This window comes from Flavobacterium sp. RHBU_3 (genome assembly GCF_046613565.1).
In the GTDB taxonomy this organism is placed as follows: Bacteria; Bacteroidota; Bacteroidia; order Flavobacteriales; family Flavobacteriaceae; genus Flavobacterium.
The window spans coordinates 213,990-236,072 of the sequence record NZ_JBKJHC010000006.1 but is presented as its reverse complement, the minus strand read 5'-3'; the positions used below and the strand labels follow the sequence as shown (position 1 = coordinate 236,072).

Here is a 22,083-nt window from a genome sequence, read left to right as displayed (position 1 = left end):
ACTTATTTTACTCCGTTAAGCTTCTTAATCATGTTTACTTCATCCTGGCGGTAAGGTGTACCGTCTTTACGGAAAATATCATGGAACCAGATGTCTGGCTCAGCACCCGAAGAAATTGGAGTATCCCAGGCATAAATGGTGTTGGTTTTGCCGCTTACAAGTCCCCAGTTTATAGCTCCTATATTCTCTTTTTTCATAAGAGACATGTGGTTGTAAAAACTGTTATTTTTAGTACGTGCCATATATTCGGTGCATATAATAGGCAGGTTATGTGTTTTAAGCAGGTTAATAACGCGTTGGTGACCCTCAAGATCTTCGTAGAAGTGGTAGGTGATAATGTCTGAGTTTTGTGCCTGAAAAGTATTCAGCTCCTGAAAGCTCCAGTTCCATAATCCTGCCGATATCGGTTGGCTTGGGTTGGCCTCACGAGCCCATTTAAATACATCTTTAAGCAGACCTAGGCTTTTAGTTCCTTTATTGCTGTTTCCCGGTTCATTGTAAAGATCCCAAAGCAATATCCTTTTATCATTACCAAAGGTTTTTAGTATGTCTTTTACGTATGTTTCAAGATTTTTATCTCCGGCGTGGTCGGTATCAGGGTAGCCAGGATCCTGCATCCATCCCGAGTTGTGTATGCCTGTTTTCGGTTCAGGCTGCTTACCCGCAACAGGGTTAGGATTCCAGCAATCGTCAAAAAACACAAACATGGTTTGTATGCCGTGTTTATCGGCTATAGCCAGGTATTGATCCATACGCTTTTTAAAACCTTTTGGGTCGGCCTTGTAGGCAACACTGTGCAGAAATACACGCATGGCGTTAAAACCCGCACTTTGTGCATAGCCCAGCTCTCGGTCTATGGTTGTAGGGTCAAAGGTGCTTTCCTGCCACATTTCCAGCTGGTTGATCGCAGAGCTTGGGATAAAGTTAGCACCCGATATCCATTTATGTTCGGCGTACCATTTATCGGCTTTTTCCTTTGTCCATTTTTGTGCAAATACCGTTACACTTGTTATACAGGCCAGTAGTACAATAATTTTCTTCATAATGGTTTTTTAGAATTTATTCAGATGGAATTTGTAAAGTTTCTTTGTTTGATACAGGGATGCCCAGGTTTGGTGTCCCGTCGGCATTCCAGGTTATTTTTTGCATGCGGGGCGAGCGTTTTGTGCCACAACCTTCGCCGGGATTGTCATTGGCATGAAACAGTATCCAGTCTTCCTTGCCGTCTGCAGATTTGAAGAATGAATTGTGTCCTGGAGCATATACGCTGTTTGTTTCGCTTTTTGCAAATACAGGCTGTTCACTTTTGTGCCAGTTTTGCGGTACCATTGGGTCGGTTCCGGTAAGTCGCAGCATACCCAGTGCATAAAAATCAGTCCAGCATCCACTGGCAGAGTAAATGATAAACAGGTCCGTACCATGTTGCAGGAATTGAGGGCCTTCGTTTACATTAACATGTGGTGGGTTTACGGCATCATTCAGGTCACCTTGCTTTTCCCATGCATATGTAGGCTGAGATAATAAAACGCGGTTACCTTCTATTGTCCATGGGTTAGACATTTTAGCGATATAAATGTTTTGTTGCACATTAGTATCGCCTTCCCAGCCGCTCCATATCATATACAGTTGGTTATTGTATGTAAATACATCACCGTCTATGGCCCAGCGGTCTATAGAGGCAGCTATTTTACCTTTAAACTCCCACGTACCTTTAAACGGATCCTGTGAGCTATTTTCCAGTACATACATACGGTGATGATTATTATCACCATCATCGGCTGCAAAATAGGCATACCATTTATTGTTGATAAAATGGAACTCAGGCGCCCATATTTCCTTAGAGTAAGCAGTACCGGTAGGGGGAGTCCATATCAGCTTGCTCTCGGCATTTTTAAGGTCGGCCAGGTTTTTGGTTTTCCACAGCATCAGTTTGTTTCCCAGTGTGTGGGTGTAGTAATAATACCCATTATGGTAGGTGCTGTAAGGGTCTGCACCCGACGGAAGCAGTGGATTGTTAAATGTCTTTTTTTGTGCAAACATGCCTGCACATATAAACAGTGCCGACAGCAATAGTCTTCTTTTCATTATATTATTTTTCAATTCCAAATTTCTTCACTAATGCATCATACTCTTCAGACGATATGGTTATCATACATCCGTGCCTTACGTGCGCAGGAAGACTGTATTTGTCCCAGTCGCTGTAAAAAGTATAGCCCGATGCCTGGTACCATGGACCGTTAAGGTTATCTGCAATAGACAGTCCGTACGATACTCCCGGGTACTGCTCGTAGTACATATACCACGCTTTGCCGTTTGGCGAAGGCACAAGGGTAGGAGCTTCCCTGAAGTTAGGACTTATGGAATTACCCGGTAACGAATAAGGCCCTGTAAGCGCAGGTGCCTTGGCTATACGGATTGTTTTACCGGTAGTCCAGTATAGGGTAGGGTAGCTTTCGTCTTTCAGTATGGCGTAATAACTGTCGCCAATTTTTCGAATACTTACATCTATAGTACCAAAGTTCCAGTCGAACAGTTTTTGTGGCGGCCCATCAAAAGTTTTCAGGTCGCTGCTCAGTACGTAAAGCGTACGCTGACTTGCCCAGTAGCGTTCGCCGTCTTCCTTAGTGCCGTCCAGGTGCGGCGTGTGCCATGTCATTATAAATTTGCCCGAAGGCGCATCATAATACAGTTTTGGCGCTCCTATGCGTTGCATGGCTTCGCTGTAACCCGGCGTAGCCTTAAGGTTCGGGGTATAGGTGCTGTGTTTTTTCCAGGTTATTAAATCTGCCGATACCCATATGTTTATGTCCGGCGATGCATCGCTGGCATTACCGGCTATGTAGTATTTGCCGTCCGGCCCTTTGGCAATGTCCGGATGTCCGTGATATTCCTCAAAAACACGCTTTCCGGCATTCAGTTTGTGCCAATGTAACCCGTCGGTACTTACCGAGTAGTACAGGCTGCCGTAGTCTTCATGCGTCATGTGCGCGAAAAGATAGGCCTGGTTTACTGGTTTTTCGCCCTTTTTTACCTGTCCGGCAGGATTAGGTTGCTGCGCTAAAGCAATACCACAGAAAAACAGCGTAGTAACTTTCAGCAAATTGTGTAACATAGGTTTTGTCTTTTTACTAAAAATATCCTGAAGCGGTACTAACTCAAAACCGCTTCAGGAAATATCAAATTAATTAGTAGCCTGTATTTTGTGTAAGGTTAGGGTTGTTTTGTACCTCACTTAGCGGTAACGGCATGCGTATGCTTTTACCTACCACAAAGTTGTTAAAGTCGGCATCGCGGGTAGCAATCTCATCTACCTTAGCCTGAGTTTCAAGGTCACCCCAACGTTTTAGGTCCAGCCAGCGTACGCTTTCGCCACACAGTTCCAGTACACGCTCTTTTTTAAGGCGGGCCAGGAACAGGTCGTGACTGTTGCCTATTTCAGGGTGTGCGGTAGCAAGAGGAGCCATATTTGCCCTGGCACGAACCATATCTACATACTGGTAAGCTTCTGAAGTTTGTCCCAGTTCGTTAAGTGCTTCGGCATACATAAGCAGTATGTCGGCATAACGTATCAGCCTGTAGTTTACCTGGCTGTAGTAGTCCTCATTAGTGCGGTAATAATCCCTTTGTCCTTTACGGAAGAAAGCTTCATCAGCATCCCATTGCCAATGTCTGTTGTAAATAAGGTCGCCAAAGTCTGCCTCAAGTTCTGCATAAAACAGGGTATGACGCAGTCGCTCGTCTATACCACCGTTTAGGTTAGGTTCCTCTTTAAAAAGGTCTACTACCCAGTGGCGTGCCTGTCCGTCTGACCATCCAATGCCACGTGGAGCAAAAAACTGTGCCCTGTTGCTGGATACAGCTGCCGTAGCATCTTCACCGGTACCACCCAAGCGTTGGTTACCAAACTGTATTTCGTATACCGACTCAGAGTTGTTTTCATTAGCATCAGTAAAGTTGTCTTTATAATTACTAACAAGGCTGTAAGAAACGCCCTGCCCGCTTATAAGGTAGTCCATGGCTGTTTTTGCATCGCTCCAGCGGTGTTGCTGCATGTACAGTTTTGCAAGCAAGCCTTTTACGGCACCTTTTGTGGGTCTACCCACGTTATTAGCATCCCATGAAGTAGGGAGTGCATTAAATGCTTCGTTAAGGTCGGTTTCTACCTGAGTGAAAACTTCTTCCTTTGTAGCCTGCATTGGCAGGTCTGTAGGTAATGAAGGTGTTAGCACCATAGGGATGTTTTCCCAAAGCTCAGCAGCATAGAAATAGTGCAGTGCTCTTAAGAATTTGGCTTCTGCTAATATCGACTCTTTGCGAGTTGCATCAGTAAATTCTATGTTCGGTACATTGGCCAGTACCTGGTTACAGCGGAAAATAGCTTTGTAGGTATCCCTGTAGGTAACTACGTTGCCCTCCCAAAAATTAAAGTTTACATATTTAAAGCGTGTCCAGTCAGCAAGCTCTATCCAAGGACTTTTACTAAAACCTTCATCCGATGTAAGGTCAAGCCTGAAATATATCCACCTGGCCCAAAGCCCATCTTTATAAGCCATGGCATAAATAGAGTTTACACCTGCTTCGGCATCACTTGGCGAAAGCCAAAATTGTGATGTGGTAAGTGCGTTAGGGTTTTCCTGCTCAAGTTCGTTCTCGCATGAGCCCAAAAACAGCATGGCCCCCAATAGTGTGCTGTATAATAATATTTTTTTCATTGTTGCAATTGTTTTTTCTGATTAGAAACCAAATTCAAGCCCTACTGAATAGGTACGCACGTTAGGAAATGATCCAAAGTCTACGCCTCTTTCAAATATGTTACCGTTTGTAAATTCCGGGTCAAGGCCTGAATATTTAGTTATGGTAATGATGTTTTGTGCTGAAACGCTGAAACGTGCACGGTCAAAACCTATTTTAGATACCCATTCTTTAGGGAATGTATAACCAAACCCTATGTACTTAAGCCTTGCAAAGCTTCCGTCTTCAAGGAAACGATCAGAATCGCCACGATTAGTTAGCGTTGTACCCCTGTTTGCCCTTGGCGTGGTTGTGCTTGGGTTTTCAGGTGTCCATGGCTGTGTGCCGGCCAAGTAGTTGTGCTGGCCGTCCACCACTTCAAGTATACTTCTTTGTGCACTGTAAACCGTTGCCCCAAATGAGCCTATCCAGTTCATAGAAAAATCGAAGCCTTTGTAATCAAAACCGGCATTAAAGCCCATTTCAAATTTTGGCCACGGGCTGCCGTCTACAATTTTATCGGCATTTGTTATCTGGCCGTCATCATTTATATCTTTATAGCGTATATCGCCCGGTACTGCATCTGGCTGTATTACTTGTCCATCAGAGTTTACGTGGTTGTTTATTTCTTCCTGGCTCTGGAAAATTCCATCTGTTTGCAGTACATACCACATACCTACAGGTTCACCGTCGCGGGTTACGGTATTACCGCTAAAGCTTTGGTTTTGTCCGTTACCCAGTGATACAAGTTTGTTTTGAAGTTTTGTAAAGTTAATGTTGGCGTTCCAGTTAAAATCTTTGCCTATTTTATCATTGTAGCCAATGTTAAATTCAAAACCTTTGTTTTGTACTGTAGCGGCATTAGATATTGGGTTACCACCATCGTTACCTGTACTGTTTAGTATCGGGAAGCCGAAAAGTACATCTTCTGTACGTGCTATAAAGTAATCGGCTGTTACATTAAGCCTGTTGTTGTACATACCCAGGTCAAAACCAAAGTTTGTTTGTTTAAGTGTCTCCCACTTTAGGTTAGGGTTAGCAAGCTGTACCTGTATAGACGATTGTTGCAGCGCTTGTCCGGTACCAAATACTACTGCACCCTGTGTGTTTATGGTAGGTATGTAAGCATAATCGGCTATGTTACCACTACCCAGTTCACCGTAGCTTACACGTAGCTTAAGTTCATTAATATTTTTTACTTTAAAGAACGATTCGTTATTAATTCTCCATCCTGCAGAAACCGAAGGGAAGTTATTCCACCTGTTAGCTTCACTGAATTTAGAAGAACCATCACGGCGTATTACTGCGTTTAGCAGGTAGCGGTTATCGTAGTTATACTCAAACCTTGCAAGATAAGAAAGTAGTAAAGATTCTGTTCTGTAGCCACCTACAGTAGGGGTATTCCCCAAGTCTAGTACATCATAGTATTCGCCTGTTACCGGGTTTAGCACAAGATTGCGTTTACCACCATTTATTTGCTGGTATAGTGCTTTTTGATACGTGGTACCGGCTACCGCAGTTACAGAGTGCTTACCAAATTCTTTACTGAAGCTAAGTGTGTGTTCCAGTAGGGTATTGTCATAGCGAGCCCTGTTTTGGTTCATAAGCGCAGGGTCATACGCCTGGTTAAGTGTCCAGTTACCTTCTTTGCGCAAGAATTTATAGTAATCAAAGCTGCCTTCATATGCTGCGTTAAAACGGTATTTAAGCCATTCCCAAGGTTTTAGTTCAGCCCAAACGTTACCTCTTACACGGAAGTTTTCAACATTTTGTGTAATAAGGTCTGCAAATGCTACAGGGTTTGTACCAAAGGTTTCAGAACCGCCTTGTTGACCATATCCATAGCCGCCAGGATTAGCATCATCATACACAGGTATGGTAGGCATCATCCTGATTACATCAAAAAACGGGTTACCACTTGGCCATCCACCGGCAGTTTCATTAGCCTTTGAGTTGCTCAGGGCAAGGTTTTCACCTATACTGAAAATGCCTTTTTTGCCGCTACTGTTTACTCGGAACGATACCCTGTTAAAGTCGGTATCTATAACAGTTCCTTTGTTACCAAAATAGTTGGCAGACATAAAGAAATTAGAGTTTTCACCACCGCCCGAGAAGTTTACGTTCTGGTCTTGTATCATACCCGTACGGAACGTTTCTTTCTGCCAGTCGGTATTTACATCCGGTAAGTAATTTGGCCTTGTGTTGCCGGCATTGTCATAAGCCATGTTGTTTAAGGTTATAAACTCGTCCCTTCCTGCAAGGTCAAACGTTGGCACTGTTGTAATGCTTAACTTAGAGGAAGCCTCTATTTTAAGTGGGCCGCTTTTACCCCTTTTTGTAGTGATGATAATAACCCCATTTGCCGCACGCGAACCGTAGATTGCCGCCGCAGCTGCATCTTTAAGTATTTGTATCGACTCAATGTCGTTAGGGTTAAAATCACGGTTAGCTGTAGTAATGTTACCATCTATTACATAAAGCGGGTTAGCATTTTGCAGGTTCTTAAGACCACGGATTTCAATTTTGGCTTCCTGGCCCGGCTGGCCACCACCGCGTACGCTTACACCTGTAGCAAGTCCTTGCAGGCTTTCTGCTACTGTCGTAGATTGCCTTTTTTGTATTTGGCTTGCTTCTACAACAGATATGGCACTGGTAAGATCCTTCTTCTTTTGTGTACCGTAACCTACCACTACTACTTCAGAGAGTGTGGTCACATCTTCTTCCAGTTGTACATTAATTGTAGTTTGCATGTTTACGGGTACTTCCTGTGCTTTGTAGCCCACATAACTTACTACTAAAACAGCATTTTGTGCTGCTTCTATGGTATACTTACCATCCATGTCTGTAGATACGCCCGTGGCAGTACCTTTTACGACAACGTTTGCGAAAGCGGCAGGACTTCCGTCTTTAAGTGTTACTGTACCCGATACCTGCCCGCCTTGTGCAAAAACATGCTGCACGAGGAGTAAGGCAAAAAACAGCAAGTACCTGGTGTTTAAAATTTGCTTTGTAATGTTTCTCATAGGGTTTGATTTAAGAAATCATGTTTAATTAAGGTTTGGTACAATTTGGTGAAACAGTTTGGTGTCTTATTCAGTTGTTTTTATCAATATATAATAAGTCACCTTTTTTTGCATTTTGCCGATTGAGCAAATTTGGGTAAACCTTTTTATGAATATCAAAATTAAGTAACTAAAAAATTGCCAACTGTTTCGTTTTCCAAAGTAGAATATTTTAGACGGAAGAATGTTGGCTAATCTATTTCATTTTTTGTTCAAAACGTGTCAATGTTAAAATAATCTAAAGTCAAAAATGCATTGTGAACAGAATTGTGGAGAAATGACACGTATTGTATAGCTTCGAAAACGTTATAATGAATTATTTTTGTGGTGTATGAAGAACGGATTTAAGTACATAGCGGTTTGGCTTGTTTTTGCAATTACATATGCACAAAACATTTCATTTAAACATTTACAGGTTGAAGATGGTCTTTCTCACAATTCTGTAATTTGTATGCTCCAGGATAGTAAGGGCTTTATGTGGTTTGGAACCAAGGATGGCCTTAACCGCTACGATGGCTATACATTTAAGACATTTCAGCATGTACCGGGAGACACTTCAGGTATAGGTAGTAATTTTATCAGGTGCCTGTACGAGTTTAAGGACTATTTGTGGGTGGGTACTGATACAGGGCTTTTCCGCTACGATGAAAAAACGGAGTCCTTTAATCTAATAGAAGCTACCCGTAATATGCCTATACTGGATGTAGAAAGCAATACAGACGGTAATTTGTGGTTTATTGCGGCCGGCAGCCTTTTCAAATTGCCCGGAGGAAATGCCAAAATCCGTCCCGAAAAGTACGACCAGTTTTTTTCCACCTTTATAGCACACAATGCCAAGGGAGATGTATTTGTATCTTCTGCAGAAACAATATATAAATATGTACCCGACAACAATTCATTTCAAGAAGTAGCTCTCAATGATAATAAATTTACCATTACTGCACTGGCTACAGATGGAAATGATGGAATATTAATAGGTACTAAGGACAACGGAGCATTTCGTTACAATCTCAAAAAGCGTAGTGTTACATCATTATTATCTTCGTCGGAAAATCCACTTTTTGTGCGTGATTTTCTTCCTGTAGGAAATAACAGGTTATGGATTGGTACCGAATCAGGTGTTTTTGTATATAATACTAAGAAAAACACATACACACATTTCAAAAAGAATTATGCCGATCCATATTCCCTTTCAGACAACGCTGTATACTGTTTGGTTTTAGATAAAGAGGGAGGTGTATGGGCAGGCACTTATTTTGGTGGGGTCAATTATTATCCCAAACCGTTTACACCAATTGAGAGATATTTCCCTATGGTAGGTGAAAACTCTATTAGCGGAAATGCAGTACGTGAAATAGAAAAAGATAATTATGGCAACCTTTGGATAGGTACGGAAGATGCCGGACTTAATAAACTGAACCTGAAAACGGGGATGTTTACCAATTATACTCCCGGCGTGGCTAAAGGCAATCTTTCGCATTATAACATACATGGGCTTTTGGCACGTGGTAATGAACTTTGGATAGGTACCTTTGAGCACGGACTCGATGTTATGGACATACCTACAGGTAGGGTAATTCGTCATTATGGTATGGGCGAGGGCAAGGGTGGTCTGCGTAGCGATTTTATTTTTTATATCTATCAAACAAAGGCTAAAGATATATATGTGCTTACTTCACGGGGCATTCATAAGTATATACCGCAAACTGATTCATTTACAGTAGTGCAGGGTTTTCCGGAAAACTATCACTATACTTATTTCCTTGAAGACCACAACGGCACACTTTGGGCGGGTACCTACTGGGATGGCTTGTATTATTACAATCCCAAAACGCGTAAAAAAGGCTTTTACCGCTATGAGCGAAACAATAAAAAAAGCCTGAGTTGTAATGAGATAAACGGAATCTTTGAAGACAGTAAAAACCGATTGTGGGTTACAACAGAAAACGGACTTAATCTTCTGGATAGCAAAAAGAATACATTTAGGCATTTTACACGGCAAAATAGCCTGCCTGCCAATGTTATTTACTCCATATTAGAAGACCGTCATCATATGTTGTGGATAAGTAGTTCTAACGGCTTGCTGAAATTTGATCCCGAGAAAGAAGACCTTAAGGTATTTACCAAATCAAACGGGCTGCTAAGCGACCAGTTCAATTACTGTTCGGCATTCCAGGATAGTGACGGGCAAATGTATTTTGGCAGTGTTAAGGGGCTTATCAGTTTTAACCCAGGCACGTTTACCAAGAATATGTACAGCCCGCCGTTGTACATCACCGATATTTTTATCAATAATAAAGAGGTCTCGGTAGGCGGGGAAGATTCGCCGCTGAGCAAGTCGGTTATTTTTTCGGATGCCATAACGCTGACCAACAACCAATCGTCGTTCAGGCTGGAGTTTGCCTCGCTGGGCTTTACCTCTACAGGCATGACGCAGTACTGGTACAAAATGGAGGGGCTAAACGATAACTGGATAGCCCTGGGCAAAAACCACGAAGTCAACTTTACTGAGCTGCCCGCAGGAGACTATGTATTTAAGGTAAAAGCGCTGAACAGTTTCGGGGTATGGAGCGAGGAGTACCGCACACTTAATATTACCGTGATGCCACCGTTCTATGCCAGTAAAATAGCGTATTTTTTATATTTTGTAATGCTGGTGGCAATGGGGTATTTTGCCCTGAGGTACTACCACCGTTACACCCACGATAAAAACAACCAGCGCATACAGCAGCTTGAAAATGAAAAAGAAAAAGAAATTTACCAAGCCAAGATAGAATTCTTTACTAACATAGCCCACGAAATACGCACACCGCTTACGCTGATAAAAAGCCCGCTTGAAAAGCTGTTAAAGGAAAAGTACAAATCCCCGGAGATACCAAGAAACCTTGGTATTATGGAGAAGAATACCTCTAGATTACTGAACCTGATTAACGAGTTGCTCGATTTCCGTAAGGCAGAAATGAAGCACATTAAACTGAGTTTCGTGCAAGTAAATGTTGCCGAGTTACTCGATGAAATGTATTTACGATTCAGTCAGCTGATACAGGACAAAGGTTTACGCTTTGAAATGATAAAGGACTCGGAAGACGTATTTGCATTTGTAGATGAAGAAGCATTCCGTAAAGTGCTGAGTAACCTGTTCAGCAATGCGGTAAAATATTCACAAAAAGAAATAAAAATAACCCTGCGCGACGGCGACAATGCCTTTGTTGTTGAAATAAAGAACGACGGTCCGGTGATTCCGGCCGAACTGCACAAGAAAATATTTGAGCCGTTTTTCAGGTTACCCGGCGATTCTAAAAGTAACGGTACCGGTATAGGGCTTTCATTGGCACATTCGTTGGTAGAGTTGCATAATGGTACTCTTGCCATAGATGAAACCGTAACCGATATGAATGCTTTTGTACTGACCCTGCCACTGCATCAAAGCGAGGAATTTACCACCATAAAAGTAACTCGTACCGGTAAGGACGATACTGTTACCGAAAAATTCGGTAAGAAAGCGCCTGTAATACTCGTAGCAGAAGACAATAAAGAACTTGCCGATTTCCTGTTTTCGGAATTGGCTGAAACTTATAATGTAATCCTTACGGGTAACGGTGAGGAAGCACTGAAAATGATTGCCAAGCACGATGTACATCTGGTAATTAGCGATGTAATGATGCCGATTAAGAATGGCATTGAGCTGTGCCGAGAAATTAAGAAAACCGAGAAAACAAGCCACATTCCGGTAATACTACTTACTGCTAAAAGCGCGCTGAATGCCCGTATTGAAGGACTGGAATCTGGGGCAGATGCTTACATAACCAAGCCGTTTTCTATGGATCATGTGCTGGTGCAGATATCTAACCTTATTGCAAACCGCAGGAATATTTTCGGGCATGTATCAAGTTCGCCATTGGCGCACTTAAAGTCGCTTGCCGAATCGGTACCTGATAAGGGCTTCCTGGAAAAACTCGATAAAGTAATTGAGGAGAACATGAAAGACCAGGAACTGAATGTAGATAAACTGGCAGACTATATGAATATGAGCCGTTCTACGCTGTACCGAAATATCAGGGAAATTTCAAGGTTGTCACCAAACGAGCTTATTAATCAAAGCAGGCTTAAAAAAGCAGCCCAACTCATAAAAACCGCCAACCTAAAAATATATGAGGTAGCCGAAACCGTGGGTTATAAATCGCAGACCAGTTTCGGCCGAAACTTCCAGAAGCATTTTGGAATGACGCCTTCAGAATTTGAGCGAGGCCATAAAAAAGAGGCTAAGAAAACAGAAGGTGAGGAGTAAGGCTATAGTGCCCTGTCCAGGTGTACGTAACCACCATCTACGTGTATCAGTTGTCCTGTTGTATGCGACGACCTTTCCGATAACAAGAAGACAACCATATTGGCAATTTCTTCAGTACGGGTCATTCGTTTTTCAAGAGGTATATTGGCCGTAATGGCATCCAGTTTTTCCTGAGGGTTGTCAAACGTACTAATCCAGCTTTCATACAGCGGGGTCCATGCTTCGGCAACAATCACAGCATTTACACGTATGCTATAGGTGAGCAATTCCACAGCCCATTCACGGGTAAGGGCATTACGTGCGCCATTAGCAGCAGCATACCCGGATGTGCCTCCCTGCCCGGTTTCACCGGTTTTACTACCTATGTTTACAATGGCACCCTTGCTTAATTTTAGAGCCGGTAGTGCGTAATGCGCAAGTAAATAATAGTGTACGGCGTTTTTGTGATATGATGCTATAAAGCCTTCATAGCTCCCGTTTTCCAAGCCCACGCTGTCATTAACCCCGGCATTGTTCACCAGTCCGTCTATCCTCCCGAATTGTTCCAAAACCTGTTCAACAGCTTTTTTACAGTTTTCGGGTTCGGTAAGCTCTGCGGTTACATAAAATGCTCTACCACCAACGGTAGTAATTTCTTCTACACAAAGTTTATTGTGGTTTTCGTCACGGCCTATGATAACAGGTATGGCACCTTCAGCCGCCAGGGTTTTGGTAATGGCGGCACCAATACCCCTGGCGCCACCACTTACTATAATTATTTTATCCTTTAGATATAAATCCATTTATTCGTAGGCTTTTACGTTTTGCTTACTGCTTCCCAGGCCATCTATACCCAGTTCTACCACATCACCCGGCTTCAGGTACCAAGGCTCAGGTTTCTGGCCAAGTCCCACGCCGGCAGGAGTACCGGTAGTAATAACATCGCCCGGAAGCAACGTCATAAACTGGCTGATGTAACTTACTATAAAAGGCACATCAAAAATAAGGTTAGATGTATTGCCATCCTGCATTATTTGTCCGTTTACGGTAAGCCACAGGCGCAGGTTGTGCACATCTTCAATTTCGTCAGGTGTTGCAATCCACGGACCTATCGGGGCAAATGTATCGCAGCTTTTTCCCTTAACCCACTGCCCGTTGCGTTCTATCTGGAAAGCCCTTTCGCTGTAGTCGTTGTGCAGCACGTAGCCCGCCACGTGGTTTAGGGCATCGGCCTGCTCTACATAACTGGCCTTTTTACCTATAACAATGGCAAGCTCCACTTCCCAGTCGGTTTTGGTACTGTTTTTCGGGATAACCAAATCATCGTTCGGCCCCACAATAGCAGATGTAGCCTTAAAGAAAAGTATCGGCTCGGCAGGGATAGGCGCGTTTGTTTCGGCGGCGTGGTCTTTATAGTTAAGCCCTACGCAAATAATTTTTGATGGACGTGCCAGTGCTGCCCCAAGCCTTACATCGGCAGGTACTTCCGTCAGGCCGCCTTTTTCCACTTCCTGTTTCAGGGTTTCAATGGCATCGCCTGCAAAAAAAGCTTCGTTATAATCTGCTACAAGGTGCGATACATCGTAGCGTTTATCGTTTACAATTACTCCAGGGCGTTCGGCACCCGGTTCGCCAAATCGTATTAATTTCATAATGGTGTGTTTAGTTGTTTAATGTAATAAATCCGCCATCTATAGGGTAATCTACACCCGTAATAAACGAAGCCTCGTCGCTGCAAAGATACAGCGCAAGAGCGGCAATTTCATCAGGTTTTGCCATACGGCCTATAGGTTGCGTTTTTGATAGCTTATCAAACATCTCCGGTATATTATCAGGGTAGTTCTTTTGCAGGAAGCCATCTACAAACGGCGTGTGTACCCTTGCGGGAGAAATAGAATTACAACGGATGTTTTCACCTATATAATCCTTTGCTACGCTCAGGGTCATGGCTTTTACGGCGCCTTTGGCAGTGCTGTAGGCAAAACGGTCAGGCAACCCCACGTGCGCCGCAATAGATGCCATGTTGATTATAACACCGCCATTTGCCTTAAGCAGTTGCGGTATAGCGGCATACAGGCAGTTGTACACACCTTTTACGTTGACACGCATAATACGGTCGAAATCTTCTTCAGGCGTAGTATCTGCCTTACCAATGTGCGCTATACCGGCATTGTTTACCAGTATGTCCAGTGCACCCACAGCTTCAAAAGCATTTATTACCGCTTCCTGGCTTGCTACATCACAAACTTTTACAGCAGCTTTGCCACCGTTTTCGGTTATTTCTGCCAAAGTATCCGCCGCATTCTCTTCGCTTATTTCAAAGATAAACACTTCGGCACCCTGTTTGGCAAGCAGTACCGCAATAGCACGGCCTATACCGCTGCCACCGCCGGTTACCACCGCCTTTTTATTATTCAATTTAAACATTTTATGTTAATTTGTTTATTCGTTAATTCGGTATGAAGGCAACCAAATAATTTAAAATTCAAAATTTAAAATAATCAATTAAAGGCTCACTCCGCGCTTCCATGGGATAAAATCATCCTGGTTCAGCTGCACCGCCTTAGGTATTTCAATGCCGCTGGCTACCTTAATGCAATATTCCAGTATGTCTTCGCCCATTTCGGGTATGGTTTTTTCCCCGCTGATTACAGGGCCAGTATCAATATCTATAATATCAGCCATACGTTGTGCCAAAGCACTGTTTGTTGCCACCTTAATAGTAGGGCATACCGGGTTGCCCGTAGGCGTACCCAGCCCGGTGGTAAACAATATCAGCGTAGCACCCGCAGCGGCTTTACCGGTTGTAGCTTCTACGTCGTTACCGGGAGTACATACCAGGCTAAGCCCTGGTTTGGTTACAGGCTCGGTATAATCAAGCACGTCTACCACAGGTGCCGAACCGGCTTTTTTAGCAGCCCCGGCCGATTTAATGGCATCGGTAATAAGGCCGTCCTTAATATTACCCGGCGAAGGGTTCATAAAGAAACCCGAACCCACTTTGTGTGCCAATGCATCGTAAGTACTCATCAGGTGGATGAATTTTTCTGCGGTAGGGCGGTCTACTGAGCGGTCTATCATTTCTTGCTCTACGCCGCATAGTTCAGGGAATTCTGCCAATAGTACCTTTGCACCCAAACCTACAAGCAGGTCGGCGCAATGCCCCACCGCAGGGTTTGCCGAAATACCGCTAAAACCATCGCTGCCGCCACATTTCACGCCAACGGTTAGTTTGCTTAAAGGTGCTTCAGCACGTTCAAATTTATTAATTTTTATCAGTCCTTTAAAGGTATCTCTAATAGCATTTTGTACCAGTTGTTCCTCACTAACCGATTTTTGTTGTTCAAAAAACAACAATGGTTTATCGAAGTCCGGATTTAGTTTATGTAGGTCGCGTTTAAAATCAGCTAACTGCAAGTGTTGGCAACCCAAGCTCAGTACCGTAACACCGGCCACATTCGGGTGGTTTGCATAAGCAGCTAATAGCTTACTAAGTATTTCAGAGTCCTGTCTTGTGCCGCCACAGCCTCCCTGGTGGTTCAGGAATTTAATACCGTCTACGTTTTTAAACAGACGATTGGCCTTTGGTGCAGGTGAAACGTCAAACCCTGCCTTGTCAATATCCTCACCTTTATTAAAAGCCTCTACCAGTTTATGCGTGTACGATTTGTATTTATCATCTACCGCATACCCCAGTTCGGTGTACAGCGATTCTTTAATAATATCGAGGTTACGGTTTTCACAGAAAACGGTCGGGATAAACAGCCAGTAGTTGGCCGTACCCACATCACCGTTGCTGCGGTGGTAACCGTTAAAGGTGCGGTTAGCAAATTTGCTTACATCAGGCGCGTGCCACTCGTAATTGGTTTCACGATACGCATAGGGTTCGGCGGCGTGCTTGGTATTGTCGGTACTCATACGTGCACCGGCAGGCACATCATACTGCACTTTGCCCACAAGTACGCCATACATGGTTATTTCATCACCGGTTTTCATGTCGTGCATAAAAAACTTGTGCTTTGCAGGGATTTCTTCGATGGTGGTGTATGCCTGCCCTTCATACTGCACGGTAGTCCCGGCAGGAATATCCTGAAGGGCTACGAGCACGTTATCGGCGGCATTGATTTTTAAAACAACATTCTTCATAGTGGGGTAATAGTCTAATTTTTAGTCTCAGGTTTAAGTTTATCAGTATTTGGCATCCAGAATTTCCAGCTATATATAAATACCACAGTAAAGCACAGCAGCGGCACCAGATAGCCGTATTGTATATTTCCGGTAAGGTCTGATATATACCCCAGGCCAAGCGGTAAAAATGCACCGCCTACGATACTCATTACTATAAGCGATGAGCCGAGCTTGGTATCGTGGCCAAGGCCGCTGATGCCCAGTGAAAATATGGTAGGGAACATAACCGACATAAAAAATGCGATGCCAATAAGCGCGTATACGGTAACCATACCGCTGCCGAATATGGCTACAAGCGACAGCCCCATACTGATAAGCCCATACAGCATAAGCAGGCGGTTTGGTGCTACAAACTGCATGAAAAACGTGCCTGCGAAACGCCCCAGCATAAAGGCCAGCCCTGCAAAGCCTGCATACCACGTAGCCTCAGACTCGCTAATGCCTGCCGACATGGTGGCAAAGCGGATAAAGAAGCTCAGTACGCATACCTGTGCACCTACGTAGAAAAACTGTGCTACTATGGCCCAGCGCAGGTGGCTGTGTGTAAGGGCTTTTTTTATGGTTGATGGCTGCTCTTCGGTTTCTTCGTGTTTAATATCGGGTAGTTTTGTAGCCATAAACAGTATGGCTATAATGCAGATTAGGATGCCCAGTACCATATACGGGCCTTTTACTGTAGAGGCTTCCTGTACCAATAGAGCATGTTTTTCGGCAACGGGCATTGCAGCCAATTGTGCTTCGGTATAGGTGGCTTCAGATAAGATGAACTTCCCGCCGATAACCGGTGCAAGGAACGCCGCAAGCCCGTTAAACGACTGCGAAAAGTTAAGCCTTTGTGTAGCGGTTTCGGCTGCGCCCAATACTGTAACGTATGGATTGGCAGCGGTTTCCAGAAAAGCCAACCCACAGGCTATGACAAACAGTGCCCCAAGGAAAAATATGTATTGTTGTGTATTTGCCGCCGGGATAAACAGGAACGAGCCTGCTGCAAACAGCCCCAAGCCAAGGATGATACCGTTCTTATAGCCGTATTTCCGCATGAAATAACCCGCAGGTAATGCCATAACGAAGTAGGCTATAAATACCGAAAAATCGACAAAGGCGGTTTCAAGGTCGTTCAGCGTAAAAACTTTTTTCAGGTGGGGGATAAGGATGGGATCCAGGTTGTGGATAAACCCCCAGAAAAAGAACAGGCTGGTAACCAGTATGAGGGGGAACAAATATTTTTTGCTGTTGCCCTGCGTTTCCGTCAGGGTTACTTTAGATGTTTGCTGCATCAGCTGCTGTAGTTTTATAGTTTAGGTGCCCGCTGTAACGCACTAAATCGTTTGCAGGGAAATACAAATTAAAAGAAAACACCAAGGTTAAAATTAAGCCTTATTGTCTAAATAGTAAACTAAATTATCGTATTATTGTGGCTATGGCTTATTATGAGCATAAATAGTTCACTTTTATGAAACCCCATTACCTTAGCATAACCCGTGGCGGTACCGAATCGTTCAGCGCACGCCTGGATATCAAACCCGATGTAAACAACCACTGGCATTACCATGACGAGTTGGAGCTTATTTACATTAAAAAGGGAAGCGGTACCCGGTTTATTGGCGACAGCATAAGCACTTTTACCGATGGCGATATGGCGCTGATAGGCAGTAACCTGCCGCATTACTGGCAGTTTGACGACAGTTTTTTTGATGGCGATGCCGCCGGGGTAGAGGTATATGTGGTGCATTTCAAAAAAGACTTTTTGGGCAGGGATTTTTTCGGGCTTCCGGAAAATTCTGAGCTATCAAGACTTATAGAGTTATCTGAAAGAGGGGTTTCATTGGAAAGTCCCAATAAGAAGATTGCCGATAGTGTAGTGGAAGTTGTAAAAGCCAGTGGTACAAAACGTATATTGTTTTTGCTTGAGGCTTTGCTGGAAATTGCCCAGTGTAAGAATAAACAACAGCTTGTTTCTATTGGTTTTAAAGCTGATTTTGCTGTTACTGAAAAAGACCGCCTGCAAAGTATATACAACTTTACCATAAAGCATTACCGTCGTAAAATAGAGCTCAAGGAAGCTGCAGCATTAATACAGCTTACCGAAAGTGCATTTTGTAAATTCTTTAAATCACGTACAGGAAAAACCTACACTGAATTTGTAAACGAAATACGTGTAGGACATGCCTGCCGATTGTTAATAGAAAACAGGATGAACGTAAAAGAGATATGTTTTTTATGCGGTTTCCAGAATACGGCCAGCTTCCATAAATGCTTTAAGGATGTTATGGATACTACGCCCTTAAAATATCAAAAGCAATACGTTTAATTCTTACTTGTTAACATAAAATGCAAAGGGTTGCCTTTTTATGAGGCAACCCTTTTGCGTATTGGGAAATTATGGAGAGGGTTATTTTAGGCTGATAGTATAAGTGTAGCTATACTTGTCTGCCATAAGCCTGTATTGGTCATGCGGGAGTGCACCCCAACTGTTGTCACCTCCAACACCACGCTGTGCAAGGTCTATCTGGAAGTATACCTTGTCTTCAGGGTGAACATCATTGGTGTGTTTTTGATTCTTTTTCTCACCCGGGTCTATGCTCTCTGTGCTTACATTTAATGCACTGAAACTTAATGGTTGATTACCGGTTACTATAATACCTTTACCGCTATTATCCGTAAGTGATATCCAGCGCGCATCGGTTTTATAACCGCTTTCCTGCGGACGTATGTACGTCCAGGTAAATTGGTTTGCAACTTTATCGTTATACTCGCCTATGAAAGCTGCGGTATTACGGTCGCTATAGTTTTCTATAGGTCCACGGCCATAATAGTCAAGATTTTCAAAGCTACCCGGAAGTTCTGCACGCATACCAAAGCGCGGCAGTTCAGGTAATTGAAGTCCTGTTTTATCCAGGCTTGCAGTAACCTTAATACTACCATCTGTTTTAATCAGGTAGTTTACTGTGTACGGAGCTTTTGCATCGTTAAGCACGTACTTAACTTCTATGGGTTGGCCTGCATCCGTCTTTTTGCCTATAGTAACACTTTGTACAGTAGGGTTTTTGTGTGCAAAGCGCCATACAGACAGTTTCTTTTGTTCCTGGCTACCAAAGTCATTATCGGTAGGGGCGCGCCAAAAATAAGGGGTAGGGAAGGCACTAATTACTTCTGCAGTATCTTCCTTGTGTTTGTAGCTGGTAAAGTTACCTTTCTTTACATCAAAACTTCCGGTAATACCATTGGCTTCAAACGTAAGTATATCTTTTTTCTGTTTTACAGTAAGCTTTCCTTTTGGTTCTGCTTTTATGGTAATAAAATAATCACCACTTAGTTTAAACTGCTCACGTGCCTGTTCGTGCCCCTGAGGTACAAGGTCTGTAGCCTTATTTGTATATGCATATACGCTTAGGTAATATTCGCCTGAGCTATCAGTAGTGTAATTTAGTGGCACAGTAGCAGCCATACCCGCAGCTGTATTTAGCCCAAAGACACCTTCTGTTACTTTTTTACCGTCCTTAAGTAGTTCCCACTTAAAGTTAAAGCCCGAAAGATCTATAAACTTGTACATGTTTTTAACGGTAAGTGCTTTACCGCTAAGGCTAAAAGCAATGTCCTGGTATACTTTTTTTACTTCTATAAGCCCCGGATGCGGAATACGGTTAGCGTTCACTAATCCGTTTGCACAGAAGTTTTCATCATTATGAAGGTCTTTACTGCCCAGGTCTCCACCGTAGGCAAGATATTCCACTCCTTTATCATCATGCGTGGTAATACCCTGGTCTACCCAGTCCCATATACAGCCGCCCTGCATTTTAGGGCTTGTAGCCATAATATCATAATATTCCTGGAAGTTACCGTTACTGTTACCCATGGCATGGCTGTATTCGCACATAATAAACGGACGGGTTTTGTTGCTTGCAGCATATTCCTTCATGTATTGTATAGAAGGATACATAGGTGCTACAATATCGGTATTGGCATTTTCTCCTGCCTGCTCAAACATAATCGGGCGACTGTTATCGCGCTCCTTTAGCCATTTGTACGCATCAACAAAGTTTTGACCATTACCACATTCATTACCCATACTCCACACAATAATGCTTGGGTGGTTTTTGTCTGTTTCCACCATACGTTCTATACGGTCGTGGTGCGCTTTGCCCCATTCGGGCAGGTAGGCTGGGTGCTTGCTCTTATCAAAAGGGTTTTGCAGCTCGGCGCCCATAGCGTGTGTTTCTATGTTTGCTTCATCTACAACATAAAATCCATATTCATCGCACAAGTCGTAAAAGTACGGGTCGTGCGGGTAGTGGCACATGCGTATGGTATTAATGTTGTTTTGTTTCATTAATGCCAAATCCTTCATCATCAGTTCACGATTGGGGGCATGGCCATTTATAGGGTCGTGCTCATGTATGTTTACACCATTTACCAGAACAGGTTTGCCGTTTACCATAAGCTGGGCATCTTTAATTTCCACCTTACGGAAACCGGTACGGCCACTTATAACATCGGTTTCACCTTTTTCTCCATCCCAGGTTATTGTATAGCGGTATAGGGTAGGTGTTTCATCACTCCACTTTTGTACATCTTTAATGGTTGTATTAAAGTTTACCGAACGTTCGTCCGGCGCCACTTTTTTAGTTTCGGTGTACACCTGTTTTCCTGCAGTATCAGTAAGAGTAAAGGTAACCTTGAAGGCAGATGGTATTTTTTTGAACTTTTCCAGTTCTACTTTAGCAGTAAGTAAACCATCTTTATAAGCTGTATCAAGGCCTGCGTTTACCTGGTAATCCCAAACCGTGTTTGTAGGTAATGCTGTAAGATATACATCGCGCTCTATACCACTTAAACGCCAAAAATCCTGGTCTTCAAGATAGCTGCCGTCGTGCCAGCGGAATACCTGGACAGCAAGTATATTGTCTCCTTTTTTTAGTAAATGCATCAGGCTGAATTCTGCGGCGGTTTTACTGGCTTTGGTCATACCTACTTCTTTTCCATTAAGAAATATACGTGCATATCCTGTAATAGAGCCAAAGTGTAGTACTACATTTCTGTTATCCCAGTTGTCTGGTACGTTGAAATGAGTTCGATAAGTACCCACTGGGTTATATTTACTGTCTATATAGGGTGGGTTTTTAGGAAAAGGATATACTATATTAGTATAAATAGGAATATCAAATCCCTGGAGTTCCCAGTTTGAAGGAACTTTAATATCATTCCATGCACTGTCATTGAAGTTTGTAGTATAAAAATCTTTCGGGCGCTGGTCAGGAGTTTTTACTATGTTAAACTTCCAGGTGCCGTTAAGGCTCTTATACCACGGCGATAGTTCAGGCTTATTTGCCTGAGCGTCTTTTTCGTTTTTATAAATGATAAACTGCGGATGGGCCTCAAGCTTGTTGCGGTCTATAAGCTGTGGATTTTCCCATTCGTTTTGCTGGGCAAACAAAAATTGAGTTACTGCCAGCAGTGTAAACGGAAGTATTTTTTTCATGTAAAATGATTTGGTTCTAAAAGAAGATTATGCACATAGCATTGTATGCAAATGTATGCGTTACATCGATATAGCGAGCAATGGTAAAATGGAAAAATAGGGTAGGTTAAATTGTATACTAAACGGGGTGTTTTTGATTTTTTTTAATTTAAAAAACTGTTAATCAGTTTTTTAGTTGTTTTTAGTTGAGTTATATGTTTTAGTAAACGTTTTAGTAATTTTTATATCAAAAAATAAGCTTTAAAAATTAATGATACATATTTTTATTGGTGTTTTTTTGTGTTTTCTTTAAATTAGTGTTAATTTGCCATGGACTAAACTCTCTACGTACAATCTTTTCCCGGCCGATTAGGCTA

At 43.0% G+C, this 22,083-nt stretch carries 13 protein-coding genes; 2 read left to right on the top strand and 11 right to left on the bottom strand.

All coding sequences use genetic code 11. The features are described from left to right. Positions 1-2 precede the first annotated feature (2 nt). The 5 genes from ACLI1A_RS10775 to ACLI1A_RS10755 form a co-directional block, all read right to left on the bottom strand. Entirely contained in the window at positions 3-1,043 is a 1,041-nt protein-coding gene (locus ACLI1A_RS10775) for a glycoside hydrolase family 2 TIM barrel-domain containing protein (protein WP_411408659.1), read from the bottom strand. 16 nt (positions 1,044-1,059) lie between these two features. Beyond that, positions 1,060-2,085, bottom strand: coding sequence for a family 43 glycosylhydrolase (locus tag ACLI1A_RS10770; protein WP_411408658.1), 1,026 nt, complete (start codon positions 2,083-2,085; stop codon positions 1,060-1,062). A 4-nt stretch (positions 2,086-2,089) separates the two neighbouring features. After that, positions 2,090-3,112 carry a glycoside hydrolase family 43 protein gene (locus ACLI1A_RS10765; RefSeq protein ID WP_411408657.1) on the bottom strand — a complete coding sequence of 341 codons (1,023 nt, stop codon included), beginning with the start codon at positions 3,110-3,112 and terminating at the stop codon, positions 2,090-2,092. A gap of 73 nt (positions 3,113-3,185) precedes the next feature. Beyond that, entirely contained in the window at positions 3,186-4,712 is a 1,527-nt protein-coding gene (locus ACLI1A_RS10760; protein WP_411408656.1) for a RagB/SusD family nutrient uptake outer membrane protein, read from the bottom strand. 21 nt (positions 4,713-4,733) lie between these two features. Next, positions 4,734-7,754 (bottom strand): SusC/RagA family TonB-linked outer membrane protein, encoded by a 3,021-nt coding sequence (locus ACLI1A_RS10755; RefSeq protein ID WP_411408655.1) that lies wholly within the window; start codon positions 7,752-7,754, stop codon positions 4,734-4,736. 370 nt (positions 7,755-8,124) lie between these two features. On the opposite strand from ACLI1A_RS10755, the gene ACLI1A_RS10750 reads away from it, so the two are divergent. After that, positions 8,125-12,081, top strand: a complete 3,957-nt coding sequence (locus ACLI1A_RS10750; RefSeq protein ID WP_411408654.1) for a two-component regulator propeller domain-containing protein — start codon at positions 8,125-8,127, stop codon at positions 12,079-12,081. Between the two features lie 2 nt (positions 12,082-12,083). Here ACLI1A_RS10750 and ACLI1A_RS10745 read toward each other — a convergent pair whose 3' ends face one another. The 5 genes from ACLI1A_RS10745 to fucP form a co-directional block, all read right to left on the bottom strand. Then, positions 12,084-12,863, bottom strand: a complete 780-nt coding sequence (locus tag ACLI1A_RS10745; RefSeq protein ID WP_411408653.1) for an SDR family oxidoreductase — start codon at positions 12,861-12,863, stop codon at positions 12,084-12,086. Further along, positions 12,864-13,712, bottom strand: coding sequence for a fumarylacetoacetate hydrolase family protein (locus ACLI1A_RS10740; protein WP_411408652.1), 849 nt, complete (start codon positions 13,710-13,712; stop codon positions 12,864-12,866). It abuts the gene before it with no gap. A 10-nt stretch (positions 13,713-13,722) separates the two neighbouring features. After that, positions 13,723-14,487, bottom strand: coding sequence for an SDR family NAD(P)-dependent oxidoreductase (locus tag ACLI1A_RS10735; RefSeq protein WP_411408651.1), 765 nt, complete (start codon positions 14,485-14,487; stop codon positions 13,723-13,725). 78 nt (positions 14,488-14,565) lie between these two features. Further along, positions 14,566-16,206, bottom strand: coding sequence for a UxaA family hydrolase (locus ACLI1A_RS10730; protein ID WP_411408650.1), 1,641 nt, complete (start codon positions 16,204-16,206; stop codon positions 14,566-14,568). A 14-nt stretch (positions 16,207-16,220) separates the two neighbouring features. After that, the gene (gene fucP / locus ACLI1A_RS10725; protein ID WP_411408649.1) at positions 16,221-17,525 is read right to left on the bottom strand and encodes an L-fucose:H+ symporter permease; all 1,305 of its coding nucleotides are present in this window, start codon (positions 17,523-17,525) and stop codon (positions 16,221-16,223) included. 176 nt (positions 17,526-17,701) lie between these two features. Between fucP and ACLI1A_RS10720 the strand changes: the two genes are divergently transcribed. Next, positions 17,702-18,559: an AraC family transcriptional regulator gene (locus ACLI1A_RS10720; protein ID WP_411408648.1), complete on the top strand. Its 858-nt coding sequence runs from the start codon at positions 17,702-17,704 to the stop codon at positions 18,557-18,559. 81 nt (positions 18,560-18,640) lie between these two features. Here the strand turns inward: ACLI1A_RS10720 and ACLI1A_RS10715 are convergent, their stop codons facing one another. After that, positions 18,641-21,727 (bottom strand): glycoside hydrolase family 2 TIM barrel-domain containing protein, encoded by a 3,087-nt coding sequence (locus ACLI1A_RS10715; RefSeq protein ID WP_411408647.1) that lies wholly within the window; start codon positions 21,725-21,727, stop codon positions 18,641-18,643. Between the last annotated feature and the right edge of the window lie 356 nt (positions 21,728-22,083).

Bases quoted from the DNA above. Each gene is read 5' to 3' on its own strand.
- ACLI1A_RS10775 (WP_411408659.1), bottom strand. From the start codon at position 1,043: ATGAAGAAAATTATTGTACTACTGGCCTGTATAACAAGTGTAACGGTA.
- ACLI1A_RS10770 (WP_411408658.1), bottom strand. From the start codon at position 2,085: ATGAAAAGAAGACTATTGCTGTCGGCACTGTTTATATGTGCAGGCATG.
- ACLI1A_RS10765 (WP_411408657.1), bottom strand. From the start codon at position 3,112: ATGTTACACAATTTGCTGAAAGTTACTACGCTGTTTTTCTGTGGTATT.
- ACLI1A_RS10760 (WP_411408656.1), bottom strand. From the start codon at position 4,712: ATGAAAAAAATATTATTATACAGCACACTATTGGGGGCCATGCTGTTT.
- ACLI1A_RS10755 (WP_411408655.1), bottom strand. From the start codon at position 7,754: ATGAGAAACATTACAAAGCAAATTTTAAACACCAGGTACTTGCTGTTT.
- ACLI1A_RS10750 (WP_411408654.1), top strand. From the start codon at position 8,125: ATGAAGAACGGATTTAAGTACATAGCGGTTTGGCTTGTTTTTGCAATT.
- ACLI1A_RS10745 (WP_411408653.1), bottom strand. From the start codon at position 12,863: ATGGATTTATATCTAAAGGATAAAATAATTATAGTAAGTGGTGGCGCC.
- ACLI1A_RS10740 (WP_411408652.1), bottom strand. From the start codon at position 13,712: ATGAAATTAATACGATTTGGCGAACCGGGTGCCGAACGCCCTGGAGTA.
- ACLI1A_RS10735 (WP_411408651.1), bottom strand. From the start codon at position 14,487: ATGTTTAAATTGAATAATAAAAAGGCGGTGGTAACCGGCGGTGGCAGC.
- ACLI1A_RS10730 (WP_411408650.1), bottom strand. From the start codon at position 16,206: ATGAAGAATGTTGTTTTAAAAATCAATGCCGCCGATAACGTGCTCGTA.
- fucP (WP_411408649.1), bottom strand. From the start codon at position 17,525: ATGCAGCAAACATCTAAAGTAACCCTGACGGAAACGCAGGGCAACAGC.
- ACLI1A_RS10720 (WP_411408648.1), top strand. From the start codon at position 17,702: ATGAAACCCCATTACCTTAGCATAACCCGTGGCGGTACCGAATCGTTC.
- ACLI1A_RS10715 (WP_411408647.1), bottom strand. From the start codon at position 21,727: ATGAAAAAAATACTTCCGTTTACACTGCTGGCAGTAACTCAATTTTTG.